The organism is Streptomyces sp. P9-A4, assembly GCF_036634195.1.
Lineage (GTDB): Bacteria > Actinomycetota > Actinomycetes > Streptomycetales > Streptomycetaceae > Streptomyces.
The window spans coordinates 1,274,794-1,286,901 of record NZ_JAZIFY010000001.1; the positions used below are offsets into that span (position 1 = coordinate 1,274,794).

Annotated in this window: 13 protein-coding genes; 1 reads left to right on the forward strand and 12 read right to left on the reverse strand. The window is 71.0% G+C overall.

What is annotated here, in order from left to right:
* Window positions 1–160: 160 nt before the first annotated feature.
* The 8 genes from V4Y03_RS05660 to V4Y03_RS05695 all read right to left on the reverse strand — a co-directional run bounded on the left by V4Y03_RS05660 (window position 161) and on the right by V4Y03_RS05695 (window position 6,956).
* Complete coding sequence (locus V4Y03_RS05660) at window positions 161–358, reverse strand: hypothetical protein (RefSeq protein WP_317873638.1); 198 nt, start codon at window positions 356–358, stop codon at window positions 161–163.
* Window positions 359–410: 52 nt separating this feature from the next.
* On the reverse strand, window positions 411–665 hold the full coding sequence (locus tag V4Y03_RS05665) for a hypothetical protein (protein WP_317873639.1): 255 nt from the start codon (window positions 663–665) through the stop codon (window positions 411–413).
* Window positions 666–670: 5 nt separating this feature from the next.
* Window positions 671–1,624 (reverse strand): helix-turn-helix transcriptional regulator, encoded by a 954-nt coding sequence (locus V4Y03_RS05670; RefSeq protein ID WP_332434220.1) that lies wholly within the window; start codon window positions 1,622–1,624, stop codon window positions 671–673.
* A 16-nt stretch (window positions 1,625–1,640) separates the two neighbouring features.
* Window positions 1,641–2,597 carry a helix-turn-helix transcriptional regulator gene (locus tag V4Y03_RS05675; protein ID WP_332434221.1) on the reverse strand — a complete coding sequence of 319 codons (957 nt, stop codon included), beginning with the start codon at window positions 2,595–2,597 and terminating at the stop codon, window positions 1,641–1,643.
* Between the two features lie 153 nt (window positions 2,598–2,750).
* Complete coding sequence (locus V4Y03_RS05680) at window positions 2,751–3,131, reverse strand: FKBP-type peptidyl-prolyl cis-trans isomerase (RefSeq protein ID WP_332434222.1); 381 nt, start codon at window positions 3,129–3,131, stop codon at window positions 2,751–2,753.
* A gap of 59 nt (window positions 3,132–3,190) precedes the next feature.
* Window positions 3,191–4,129, reverse strand: coding sequence for an FKBP-type peptidyl-prolyl cis-trans isomerase (locus tag V4Y03_RS05685; RefSeq protein ID WP_332434223.1), 939 nt, complete (start codon window positions 4,127–4,129; stop codon window positions 3,191–3,193).
* 115 nt (window positions 4,130–4,244) lie between these two features.
* Complete coding sequence (gene pafA / locus V4Y03_RS05690) at window positions 4,245–5,606, reverse strand: Pup--protein ligase (RefSeq protein ID WP_056566373.1); 1,362 nt, start codon at window positions 5,604–5,606, stop codon at window positions 4,245–4,247.
* 69 nt (window positions 5,607–5,675) lie between these two features.
* On the reverse strand, window positions 5,676–6,956 hold the full coding sequence (locus tag V4Y03_RS05695) for an MFS transporter (protein ID WP_332434224.1): 1,281 nt from the start codon (window positions 6,954–6,956) through the stop codon (window positions 5,676–5,678).
* Between the two features lie 145 nt (window positions 6,957–7,101).
* On the opposite strand from V4Y03_RS05695, the gene V4Y03_RS05700 reads away from it, so the two are divergent.
* On the forward strand, window positions 7,102–8,118 hold the full coding sequence (locus V4Y03_RS05700; RefSeq protein ID WP_317873645.1) for a LacI family DNA-binding transcriptional regulator: 1,017 nt from the start codon (window positions 7,102–7,104) through the stop codon (window positions 8,116–8,118).
* A 273-nt stretch (window positions 8,119–8,391) separates the two neighbouring features.
* On the opposite strand, the gene prcA is transcribed toward V4Y03_RS05700, so the two are convergent.
* The 4 genes from prcA to dop form a co-directional block, all read right to left on the reverse strand.
* Window positions 8,392–9,144: a proteasome subunit alpha gene (gene prcA / locus V4Y03_RS05705; protein WP_317873646.1), complete on the reverse strand. Its 753-nt coding sequence runs from the start codon at window positions 9,142–9,144 to the stop codon at window positions 8,392–8,394.
* A 46-nt stretch (window positions 9,145–9,190) separates the two neighbouring features.
* Window positions 9,191–10,030, reverse strand: a complete 840-nt coding sequence (gene prcB, locus V4Y03_RS05710; protein WP_317873647.1) for a proteasome subunit beta — start codon at window positions 10,028–10,030, stop codon at window positions 9,191–9,193.
* Window positions 10,031–10,192: 162 nt separating this feature from the next.
* Window positions 10,193–10,405: a ubiquitin-like protein Pup gene (locus V4Y03_RS05715; protein ID WP_073818441.1), complete on the reverse strand. Its 213-nt coding sequence runs from the start codon at window positions 10,403–10,405 to the stop codon at window positions 10,193–10,195.
* A gap of 158 nt (window positions 10,406–10,563) precedes the next feature.
* The gene (gene dop / locus V4Y03_RS05720) at window positions 10,564–12,075 is read right to left on the reverse strand and encodes a depupylase/deamidase Dop (protein WP_332434225.1); all 1,512 of its coding nucleotides are present in this window, start codon (window positions 12,073–12,075) and stop codon (window positions 10,564–10,566) included.
* Window positions 12,076–12,108 lie beyond the last annotated feature (33 nt).

Genomic DNA, 12,108 nt, shown 5'->3' on the forward strand with positions numbered 1-12,108 from the left:
CATGGAGTTGCGTTGCCGCGCCGGTCGGACATGCGTCCGGCCACCGCGCTGTCTGCGATCGTAACCCGCAGGAGTAAACGCAGGGCAATGCCTGTGCATACTCCCGATTGCCTCCCACGAGCGCGACCCGGGGCGGCCCCTGGCAGCGTACGGCACCGTCTCAGCGCAGGGACTCGCCGGTTCGGGCCAGTCCCACGGCGGCCGTTTCGAGCTCTTCCACGGCCTGGTTGATCCGCCCTGTGGTGTGGGCCACTTGACGGCCCAGGCGCTGGACCTCCAGGAAGACCTTGACGGCGAGGACGCCGAGCACGGCGATGCCGAGGAAGCCGAGGGCGATGGCGAGCATGGGCCAGAACATGTGCCGAGCCTAGACGTTGGGAAGGGCGGACCGGGCGGCGGGACGCCGGGGCTCAGACGGTGCTGTGGAGCCGCAGGGTGCGGACGCCGCCGCCGGTGAGGAGCTCGATGATGCGTTCGCCCGCGGGCTTGCGGACGGAGCTGCCGCACTCGGGGCAGGTGAAGGAGTAGAACGTGGTGCGGCGGCTGGCCCCGATGGCGAGGCGCAGCGCGCTCGCGGACAGCTCGAAGCGGGCGCGGCAGTCGGGACAGCCGGCCTTGAAGAGGACCGGGGCCACCGTCGCCGCAATACCGTGCATCGCGGACATCTCCCTCACTCGCCCTCGTACGCGGCGAGCGCGGCGGCCGCCGCCGTCCTCGCGTTGTCCGCGAGCTCCTGCGGTGCGACGATCCGCCCGTCGCTGCCCAGCCGGAGCGCGAGCCGGCGCAGCGAGGCCGGGTCGGGGGTGCGCAGGGTGATCCGCAGCCCGCCGCCGGTCAGCTCATCGGCCCGGTCGTGCGGGTAGTACTCGGCGACCCAGCGCCCGCCGGGACCGACCTCGACCACCACCTCGGGGTCGTCGGCGGAGGGCTGGACGAGACCCGCGGAGAGGTCCCGCAGCTCCAGCTCCGGCGGCGCCGCGTGCTCGTCGAGGATGCGGATCTCGGCCACCCGGTCGAGCCGGAAGGTGCGGCGCGCCTCGGAGAGCCGGCACCACGCCTCCATGTAGGTGTGGCCGACGGCGAACAGCCGGATCGGGTCGACCTCGCGCTCGGTGAGCTCGTCGCGCGCGGGCGAGTAGTAGCGCACCCACAGGCGCCGGCGCTCGGAGATCGCGCGGTCGACCTCGGCGAAGACCCCGCCCTCGGACTCGAAGGTGACCGAGAGCCGGGAGCTGGCCCCGGCGGCCTCGCCGGCCGCGGTCTCCAGCTTCGCGGTCGCGCGCAGCAGCGCCTCCCGGTCGCTCTCGCGGAGCCCCGGCAGGGTGGCGACGGCGCGGGCGGCGACCAGGAGGGCGGTCGCCTCGTCCGCGGCGAGCCGCAGCGGAGCGGCGACGTCGTCCGGGTTGTGCCACCAGATCCGGTCGCCGTCGGTGTCGATGTCGAGGAGGTCGCCGCCGCGGAAGCTGGTGCCGCACATGGGCAGCACGTCCAGGTCGGAGATCAGCTCGTCCTCGGTGATCCCGAAGGCGCGCGCGACGTCGGCGACGTGGGCGCCGGGGCGCTCACGGAGGTAGGTGACGAGCGAGAGCATCCGCCTCGTCTGGTCGATCGCGTTGGCAGCCATGCGGTACGTCTCCCCCTCAGCCCTTGGCCACGGCGCGCAGCCGGTCCACCACATCGGCCCGCAGATCGGCGGGTTCCAGTACGACGACATCGGGGCCGAACTCGACGAGCCAGGCGTCGAGCCCGTGCCCGTACGGGATCTCCAGCTCGTCCCAGCCGCCGGCTCCCTCGCTCACGGACTGGGCGCGGGCCCGCAGCGGGTAGCCGCAGCCGGTACGCAGCCGGATGCGGGCCGAGCGGGTCGCGGTCTCCCCCGCCCAGCTCTCCACCGTCTCGCGGACCGTGACGACGTCGGGCACGGGCGCGGTGAAGGCGCCGGCCCGGGAGCGGACCTTGCCGGTGATACGGGAGAGGCGGAAGACGCGCTCGGCGCGGCGCTCGCGGTCCCAGCCCGCCAGGTACCAGTGGCCGCGCCAGCATTCGAGGGTCCAGGGTTCGACCTGGCGGCTCTCGGGGCGGGCGGCGTTGGCCTTGCGGTAGTCGAAGACGACGGGGCGGCGGTCGCGGCAGGCCAGCATGAGCGGTTCGAAGGCGGCCTCGTGGACCGGGATGCGGGGTTCGAGGGCGCTGGGCTGGGTGTCGTACGAGTCCTCCGCCTCGGGCATCCCGGCGGCGCGGAGCTTCTGGAGCGCGCCGCTGGCGGCTCCGGCGAGGCGGGCCTGCTGCCAGACCTTGGCGGCGAGGCCGAGTGCGGCGGCCTCCTCGGCGTCGAGGGTGATGGCGGGCAGCCGGTTGGAGTCGCGGCGGGCGAGGTAGCCCGTCTCGCCCTCCAGGTTCTCCACGGTCTCGATGACGAGGCCGAGCTCGCGGAGGTCGTCCTTGTCGCGCTCGAACATGCGGTTGAAGGCATCGTCGCCGCCGGCTTCGAGATAGGCCTCGATGGAGCCGCGGAGCTCACGCTTGCTGAGGGGGCGGCGCGTGCCGAGCAGGCACAGCGCGAGATTCATCAGCCGCTCGGACTTGGCAATCGCCATCGAAGCCCTGCACCTCTTCCGCCCGATCCGGTTCTCGACGTCCGACCGTACCGCCCCGGGGTGTCGGCGCCAAAGCCGAGGACCCCCGCCGTGGAGGGCGGGGGTCCTCGGGTCACCCGATCCGGCCGGACTCAGGTCCGCCCGGGCACCGGGTCAGCGCTTCTTCACGGCCACGAGGTCGCAGACGAAGATCAGCGTCTCGCCCGGGGCGATGGCGCCGCCGGCGCCGCGGTCGCCGTAGGCGAGGTCCGCGGGGATGATCAGCTGGCGGCGACCGCCGACCTTCATGCCCTGGACGCCCTGGTCCCAGCCCTTGATGACCTGACCGGCGCCGAGGTTGAAGTCGAGCGCGGTCCCGCGGTTCCAGGAGGCGTCGAACTCCTCACCGGTGGAGAAGGCCACACCCACGTAGTGGACCTTGACGAAGTCACCGGCGGCGGCGACCTCTCCGTCGCCCTCCCAGATGTCCTTGATCTCCAGGTCCTTCGGCGGCTCGCCGCCCGGGAAGTCGATCTCGGGCTTCTCGATGCTCACTGAACTGCTCCTCATACTGAATGCTGCGCACGATGACGATCCGCGCGGTCGGGACAGTCTTACATCTTCGTCAGGATGTCCACGGCGAACACCAGCGTGGAGTTCTTCGGGATGCCCTGCTGCTCCTTGTCGCCGAAGGCCTCGGACGGCGGGGCGACGATGAGGACGCGGCTGCCGATCTTCTTGCCGACGAGACCGTCCTTGAGGCCCTTCAGCGTGAGCTGCTCGAGGGGGAAGTTCGCGGGCTTCCCGGTGGTGTACGTCGAGTCGAAGACCTTGCCGTCCTTCCAGAGGGCGGCGACGTAGTTCACGACCACGGTGTCGGTGGCCTTCACGGCCTCACCCTTGGACTCGAGCACGTAGTTCGAGACGAGCTTGGTCGGCGGGTCGACCTTGGGGACGGTCAGCGTGGGCGCCTTGCCGTCGGTGTTGGTCCCGACCTTCGGCAGGTCCTTGTTGTCCTGGGCGACCGGGGTGCCGGTGGCGGACTTCGGGATCGTGACGGCCTTCAGGATGTCCACGACGAAGACGAGGGTGGCATTCGGCTTGATGTCGCCCTGGCCCTGCGCGCCGTAACCGAGCTCCGGCGGGATGCCGATCTCGATGCGGCTGCCGACCTTCTGGCCTTCGAGGCCCTGGTCCCAGCCCTTGATGACCTGGCCGGCGCCGAGGGTCAGGTCGAAGGGCTTGCCGCGGTCGAAGCTGTTGTCGAAGGGGGTGGTGGAGTCCCAGGCCTGGCCCAGGTAGTTCACCGAGAGCGCGTCGCCCTTCTTCGTCACCGCGCCCTTGCCCTCGCTGATGACGTTGACCTTGAGTTCCTTGGGCGGGTCGCCCTCGCCCTTCGCGAGGGTCGGTTTCTCCCCGAACTTCTCACCCGCGGTGATGGCGGGCAGTCCGTTCTTCATCGAGGCGGAATCGGAGCCCTTGGTGTCGCTGCCGCACGCCGCTGTCGAGAGCAGCAGCAGCGGGACGACGAGAAGGCCGGCAAGTCGGCGCACGTGTTCCTCAGATCTCAGACGGCACAGTAGTTGTGCCGACACTCTAGGGGACCCTCCTGTCACGTCGAGGGCCCCGCACGCCAAACGTGCGGGACCCTCGGCCGGTATGACCTGCTTACATTCCGGCGATCAGCTTTTCGACCCGGTCGTCGACGGAGCGGAACGGGTCCTTGCACAACACCGTGCGCTGCGCCTGGTCGTTCAGCTTGAGGTGGACCCAGTCGACGGTGAAGTCCCGCCGCTGCTCCTGGGCGCGGCGGATGAAGTCGCCGCGGAGCCGGGCCCGAGTGGTCTGCGGGGGCACCGACTTGCCCTCGAAGATCTTCAGGTCGTTGCAGATCCGGGCCGCCTGCCCGTTCTTCTGCAGCAGGTAGTAGAGCCCACGACGGCGGTGGATGTCGTGGTAGGCGAGGTCTATCTGCGCGACCCTCGGGTTGGACATGGTCATGTTGTGCTTGGCCCGGTAGCGCTCGATGAGCCGGTGCTTCATGACCCAGTCGATCTCGGTCTCGATGCGGTCGAGCCGCTCGCTCTCGATCGCGTCGAGCGTACGGCCCCACAGCTCCAGGACCTGGGCCACGGTGCCGTTCCGGATGCCGCGGCGGTCGACGAAGTCGACGGCCTTCTCGTAGTACTCGCGCTGGACTTCGAGGGCCGAGGCCTCCCGGCCGCTGGCGAGCCTGACCTTGCGCTGCCCGGTGATGTCGTGGCTGACCTCACGGATGGCCCGGATCGGGTTCTCCAGGGTCAGGTCGCGCATCACGGTGCCGGCCTCGATCATGCGCAGCACCAGGTCGGTGGCGCCGACCTTGAGCAGCATGGTCGTCTCGGACATGTTCGAGTCGCCGACGATGACATGGAGCCGGCGGTAGCGCTCGGCGTCGGCGTGCGGCTCGTCCCTGGTGTTGATGATGGGCCGCGAGCGGGTGGTGGCGGAGCTGACGCCCTCCCAGATGTGCTCGGCACGCTGGGAGACGCAGAACACCGCGCCCCGAGGGGTCTGGAGGACCTTTCCCGCGCCACAGATGAGCTGCCGGGTGACGAGGAACGGAATGAGGATGTCCGCGAGCCGGGAGAACTCCCCGTGGCGGGCGACGAGATAGTTCTCGTGGCAGCCGTAGGAGTTTCCGGCCGAGTCGGTGTTGTTCTTGAAGAGGTAGACGTCGCCCGCGATTCCCTCCTCGTGCAGGCGGCGTTCGGCGTCGACGAGCAGGCCCTCGAGAATGCGCTCGCCGGCCTTGTCGTGGGTGACCAGTTCGGTCACGTTGTCGCATTCCGGCGTTGCGTATTCCGGATGCGATCCCACGTCCAGGTACAGGCGGGCGCCGTTCCGCAGGAAGACATTGCTGCTGCGGCCCCATGACACGACACGGCGGAAGAGGTAGCGCGCCACTTCGTCAGGAGACAGTCGGCGCTGTCCCCTGAACGTGCACGTGACGCCGTACTCGTTCTCCAGCCCGAAAATGCGGCGGTCCATGTCTGAACATTACGCCTGAGGGCCTGTGCTGAAACCGGGTTGGGCGTTCCCGTTTCGATCATTTTCCGATCAGTGCGTGTTCTTTTCCCCGTGTACGGCGGCGGGGGCGGTCGCGCCCCCGGCGTGTCGCGCGTCGGTCACAGGCGTGTCGGAACCGGTGGGAGCGCCGAGGACACGGCCGGTGGCGACGAGGACGAGGAGGGCGACCAGGCCGCCCGCACCCGCGACGGCGAACCCGGTCGCCGTTCCGGCCAGTTCGACGGCGGGTCCCGCGACGGCGGAGCCGAGGGCCGAGCCGACGCCGAAGGTGGTGACCAGCCAGGAGAAGGCCTCGGTGACGGTGCCGCGCGGCGCGTGCCGGTCGACGACGATGAAGGCGCAGGCGAGGACGGGGGCCAGGAAGACGCCGGAGAGCACCGAGAGGGCCGTCATGGCGACGGGACCCGGGGTGAGCGCCAGCGGCAGGTAGCAGACCGCCAGGAGCAGCACGAGGACGCGCAGCCGCCGCTCGGGCGCTCCGGCCCACGGCCGGGCCCCGTAGACGACCCCGCCAAGGAGCGCGCCGAGGCCGAGGGCGGCCATCAGCCAGCCGTAGACGGCAGGGGTGCCCAGGTCGTCGGCGTAGGCGACGGCGGCGACGGTGATGGAGCCGAGGGCGAGGCCGACGAAGAAGAACGAGCCGAGCAGGGCGAGCAGCCCCGGGGAGCGCAGGGCGCCCAGCCAGTGGGCCTCCCGGGGCGCGGAGCGCCAGGTGCGGGAGGGCTCCGAGAGCACGACGGAGAGGGCGCCGAGGACGCCGAGCAGGTTGATGACGAGCAGGGCCGCCGCGGGCGACCACAGGGAGACGAGGAGGGTCAGCAGCAGCGGGCCTGCCGTGAACATGACCTCCTGCGCCACCGCGTCCAGGGCGTACGCCCGGTGGACCCGGTCCTCGCGGCCCAGGACGCTCGGCCACAGGGCGCGCAGTCCGCCCTCCAGGGGCGGTGTGAAGAGCCCGGCGAGCACGACGGCCGCGTAGGCGAGGGGGAGGTTGCCGATGCCGGTCAGGGCGAGCAGGGCCATGCCGACGGCGGAGAGCACCGCGGCGGGCAGCTGGACCCGGGGCTGGCCCTTGAGGTCGACGGCACGGCCGAGGAGGGGCTGGCCGAGGGCGGTGGCGACGCCGTAGGCGGCGATGAGGCCGCCGGCGAGGGTGTAGCTGCCGCCCTGGTCGCGGACGAAGAGGGTGATGGCGATGGGGCCGACGCCGTTGGGAAGGCGCCCGAGGAGGGTCCCGGCGAGCAACCGGGCCGCGTGGGGCGCCCGGAGTATGTCGCGATAGCCGCCGTGCGCCGGGGCCTCGGTGGCCATGTGGTCTCCCCTCGCCTCGGCCGCCGCCGAAGTTTTACGTATAACGTCAGGCGTCATACGTACCATGTCGGCTGTACGCGGGTCCACCCCGCGACCGGCCCGGGGCCCTTCCCCGGGACCGTCACCGTCCGACGCGGAGGCTTCAGTGCAGACCCCGGAGCCGCTCGGCGGCACCCGTCCCACCAGCCGGGACGTCGCACGCACGGCCGGCGTCTCGCAGGCCACCGTCTCCCTCGTGCTCGGCGACAAGTGGCGCGGGCGGGTCTCCGAGCGCACCGCCGGGACCGTCCGCGAGGCCGCCAGGGAGCTGGGCTACCGGCCCAACCTCGCCGCCCGCAACCTGCGCCTCGGCCGCACCCGCACGGCCATGCTGGTCGTCCCCGCCCTCACCAACGAGTTCTTCGCCCACGTCTACACCGGCGCCGCCGCCGCGGCGGCCCGGCAGGGCTTCGGCGTGGTCCTCTACCCCTCCCCCGACGGCCTCGCCCCCGCGCGGGACCCCTTCGCCTCCGCGCAGGCCGCACTCGACGGCGTGATCGCCTCCTCGATGGCCGCCGACGCGCTGGAGGCCTTCCGGGGCAGCGACCTCCCGCTCGTCATGCTCGACAGCGACCCTGCCGCCCCCGGCGCCGCGCATGTGAACCTCGACGTCGCCGACGGGATGCGCAAGGTCACCGGCCACCTGCTCGGCCTCGGCCACCGCCGCTTCCTGCACCTGGCGTCCGCCGCCCCGTCCTGGACCTTCGACGTGCGGGCCGCCGCACTGGCCGACGCCCTGCGCGGGACGGAGGTGCGCACCGTACGGTCGCCGTTGAACGTCGCGGACGCCTGGGAGGCCGCGAGCCTCGCCCTGGCCGCCCCCGGGCCCCGGCCCACCGCGGTGATCTGCGACGACGACATCCTCGCGGTCGGCGTCGTCAAGGCCGCCCGTCGGCTCGGGCTGCGGGTCCCCGAGGACCTGTCGGTCACCGGCTTCGACGACATGGCCCTGGCCACGGTGGTCGAGCCCGAGCTCACCACGGTCCGGCTGCCCGCCGAGGAGTTCGGCAGGCGGGGCATGGAGGCGCTGCTCGCCGTTCTCGCGGGCGAACCGGCGCAGTCGGACGCGCTCCCCGTCACCCTGGTCACCCGGGGCTCCACGGGGCCCGCAGCGACGCGCTGAGCCCCTTCGGCGCACGGGTGGGCACCCTGATGCGTACGGGGGCCCGGCGTGCGTACGGGGTGGCACCCGGATACGTACGGGTGGCACCGGCGTGCGCACGGATGGCGCGCGCCACGGACGTACGAGTGACACCTGGCGTGCGTTCGGATGGCGCCCGCCACGGACGTACGCGTGGTGCCCGGTACGCCGGAGGGGGCCGGGTCACGACGGACCCGGCCCCCTCCGGCGGTGCTTCACCCCTCCGGGAAGCGTTCGCGCTCCCCGGGAGCGGTGCTACTCCTCGGGAGCCTCGTCGGAGGGCTCGTCCGTCTTCGCCGCCGCCGCGTTGTCCGCCTCCAGGAGGCGGGACAGCTGACGGCCGACGATCCGCTTGAACTTGCGCTGCTGCGGGCGGGTGCGGTCGAGGACCGCCACCTCCAGGCGCTCCGCGGGGATCTCCCGCTCGGTGCCGTTGGTGTCCCGCGAGAGCGCCTGCACGGCCAGCTTCAGGGCCTCGGCCAGGGACATGCCGTCCCGGTGGCGCTGGTCCAGGAAGGTGCCGATCTGCTCGGCGTTGCCGCCGACCGCGACCGAGCCGTGCTCGTCGACGATCGACCCGTCGTGCGGCAGCCGGTAGATCTGGTCGCCGGCCGGCTCGGTGCCGACCTCCGCGACGACCAGCTCCACCTCGTACGGCTTCTCCCCCGCGCTGGAGAAGATCGTGCCCAGCGTCTGGGCGTAGACGTTGGCCAGGCCGCGCGCGGTGACGTCGTCGCGGTCGTAGGTGTAGCCCCGCAGGTCGGCGTAGCGCACGCCGCCGATGCGGAGGTTCTCGTACTCGTTGTACTTGCCGGCGGCGGCGAAGCCGATCCGGTCGTAGATCTCGCTGAACTTGTGCAGTGCGCGCGACGGGTTCTCGCCGACGAAGACGATGCCGTCGGTGTACTGGAGGACGACGAGGCTGCGGCCTCGGGCGATGCCCTTGCGGGCGTACTCCGCCCGGTCGGCCATGGCCTGCTGGGGTGAGACGTAGAACGGAGTGGACACCGGCGGTCCGTCCCTTTCTTCTGGGCTTCTGTCGGGCGACGAGTGGTCAGAGCAGGGCGGCGCGCGGCCCGTCGGGCTCTTCGAGTCGCCGCTCGGTGATCGACCGGGCCAGCGCGGAGGACTCAGCCTCGGTGAGCCTGCGGTAGCCCTCGTCCGTGATGACCGTGACGATCGGGAAGATCCGGCGCGCCATGTCCGGACCGCCGGTCGCCGAGTCGTCGTCCGCCGCGTCGTAGAGCGCCTGCACGACCAGCGTGGTGGCCTCCTGCTCGGTCAGGTCGGCGCGGTAGAGCTTCTTCATCGAGCCGCGCGCGAAGATCGAGCCGGAGCCAGTGGCGGCGTACCCGTGCTCCTCGGAGCGGCCGCCGGTCACGTCGTAGGAGAAGATCCGGCCCTTCTCCTTGCCCTCGTCCCAGCCCGCGAAGAGCGGCACGACGGCGAGACCCTGCATGGCCATGCCCAGGTTGCCCCGGATCATGGTGGAGAGGCGGTTCGCCTTGCCCTCCAGGGAGAGCGTGACGCCCTCCACCTTCTCGAAGTGCTCCAGCTCCAGCTGGAACAGCTTGACCATCTCCACGGCGAGACCGGCGGTGCCGGCGATGCCGACGGCGGAGAACTCGTCGGCCGGGAAGACCTTCTCGATGTCCCGCTGCGCGATCATGTTCCCCATGGTGGCCCGCCGGTCACCGGCGAGCACGACCCCACCGGGGAACGTGGCCGCGACGATCGTCGTCCCGTGCGGGGCCTGGACGATCCCCTCGGGCAGCTTCCGTCCGCCCGGCAGCAGCTCCGGCGAGTGGTCCGCCAGAAAGTCGATGAACGAGGACGAGCCCGGCGTCAGGAAGGCCGCCGGCAGACGCCCGGTACTACGAGGGTTGGCTTCCACGCGATTCCTTCCGGGTGGGAGATTCGGCCCGCCGTGCGGAGCACCGGCCGATCTTGAATGCTGTGCACGGACCTTACCCGTGCCACCGCTTGTCATCCGTCCCCGGAGCCACGGGCTTTCTCCGGGGCTCCGGGGACGGAGGACTACAGGCGTGTGAGGCGGCTACTCGCCGCCCTTCTGGACGAAGCTCCGCACGAAGTCCTCTGCGTTCTCCTCGAGCACGTCGTCGATCTCGTCGAGGACGGAGTCGACGTCCTCGCTCAGCTTCTCCTGGCGTTCCTGGAGGTCGGAGTTCGCCTCCGTGGTGGTCTCCTCGACCTCCTCCGTGGAACGCGTCGCCTTCTGCTGTCCGCCGCCGGTGTCCTTGGTCGCCATATCCCTCACCCCGCTCGAATCGGCCCGCTCGGTCGAGTCCTTCAAGATCAGACCCTATAGGGCGGGTCCGACATCGGCCCCGCAGTTTCCACAACGTCCGGGCACTGCTTCCATGATTCCCAGCGCCGGGGCATTTCAGGCCCGGAACGGGCCCCGGATCAGCCGCCCGAAAGGACGCGCACCAGTTCCTCGGCGGTCCGGCAGCGGTCCAGGAGGGACTTCACGTGGGCCTTGGTGCCGCGCAGCGGCTCCAAGGTGGGCACGCGCTGGAGCGAGTCCCGGCCGGGCAGGTCGAAGATCACCGAGTCCCAGGAGGCCGCCGCGACGTCGTCGGCGTACTGCTCCAGGCACCGGCCTCGGAAATAGGCCCTGGTGTCCTCGGGAGGCGCCGTCTCCGCCCGCTCCACCTCGGACTCGTCCAGGAGCCGCTTCATGCGCCCGCGGGCCGCCAGACGGTTGTAGAGACCCTTCTCGGGGCGTACGTCCGCGTACTGGAGGTCCACCAGGTGCAGCCGGGCCGCGTCCCAGTCCAGGCCGTCCCTGCGCCGGTAGCCCTCCATGAGCTCCCGCTTGGCGATCCAGTCCAGCTCGCCGGACAGGCTCATCGGGTCGTTCTCGAGCCGGTTGAGCGTGTCCTCCCACCGGAAGAGGACGTCCATGGTCTGGTCGTCGGCGTCCGAGCCGTACCGCTCCTCCACGTACTTCCTGGCCAGCTCGAAGTACTCCATCTGGAGCTGCACCGCGGTGAGTGTCCGGCCGCTGCGGAGCGTGACCAGGTACTGGAGGGTCGGGTCGTGCGAGACCTGGTGGAGGGTGCGCACGGGCTGGTCGACGGCGAGGTCCACGGTGATGAACCCGTCCTCGATCATCGACAGGACCAGCGCGGTGGTGCCCAGCTTGAGATAGGTCGAGATCTCCGACAGGTTCGCGTCGCCGATGATCACATGGAGCCGGCGGTACCGCTCGGCGTCGGCGTGCGGCTCGTCCCTGGTGTTGATGATGGGCCGCTTGAGGGTGGTCTCCAGGCCGACCTCGACCTCGAAGTAGTCGGCGCGCTGGCTGATCTGGAAGCCGTTCTCCCGCCCGTCCTGGCCGATGCCGACCCGTCCCGCGCCGGTCACGACCTGGCGGGAGACGAAGAAGGGGGTCAGGTGCCGCACGATGTCCGAGAAGGGGGTCTCCCGCTTCATCAGGTAGTTCTCGTGCGTGCCGTAGGAGGCGCCCTTGTTGTCGGTGTTGTTCTTGTAGAGGTGGATCGGCTGGGCCCCGGGGAGCTGGGCGGCCCGCTCGGCGGCCTCCGCCATGATCCGCTCGCCGGCCTTGTCCCAGAGCACGGCGTCGCGCGGGTTGGTCACCTCGGGCGAGCTGTACTCCGGGTGGGCGTGGTCCACGTAGAGGCGGGCCCCGTTGGTGAGGATCACATTGGCCAGGCCGATGTCCTCGTCGGTGAGCTGACTGGAGTCGGCGACTTCGCGGGCGAGGTCGAAGCCGCGGGCGTCCCGCAGCGGGTTCTCCTCCTCGAAGTCCCAGCGGGCGCGGCGCGCCCGGTGCATCGCCGCCGCGTAGGCGTTGACGATCTGGGACGAGGTGAGCATGGCATTGGCGTTCGGGTGTCCCGGGACGGAGATCCCGTACTCCGTCTCGATGCCCATTACTCGCCGTACGGTCATGCGGCCCTCCTTGCCCGGCGGCGCTCACAGTGC

Bases quoted from the DNA above. Each gene is read 5' to 3' on its own strand.
- V4Y03_RS05660 (WP_317873638.1), bottom strand. From the start codon at position 358: ATGTTCTGGCCCATGCTCGCCATCGCCCTCGGCTTCCTCGGCATCGCC.
- V4Y03_RS05665 (WP_317873639.1), bottom strand. From the start codon at position 665: ATGTCCGCGATGCACGGTATTGCGGCGACGGTGGCCCCGGTCCTCTTC.
- V4Y03_RS05670 (WP_332434220.1), bottom strand. From the start codon at position 1,624: ATGGCTGCCAACGCGATCGACCAGACGAGGCGGATGCTCTCGCTCGTC.
- V4Y03_RS05675 (WP_332434221.1), bottom strand. From the start codon at position 2,597: ATGGCGATTGCCAAGTCCGAGCGGCTGATGAATCTCGCGCTGTGCCTG.
- pafA (WP_056566373.1), bottom strand. From the start codon at position 5,606: ATGGACCGCCGCATTTTCGGGCTGGAGAACGAGTACGGCGTCACGTGC.
- V4Y03_RS05695 (WP_332434224.1), bottom strand. From the start codon at position 6,956: ATGGCCACCGAGGCCCCGGCGCACGGCGGCTATCGCGACATACTCCGG.
- V4Y03_RS05715 (WP_073818441.1), bottom strand. From the start codon at position 10,405: ATGGCGACCAAGGACACCGGCGGCGGACAGCAGAAGGCGACGCGTTCC.
- dop (WP_332434225.1), bottom strand. From the start codon at position 12,075: ATGACCGTACGGCGAGTAATGGGCATCGAGACGGAGTACGGGATCTCC.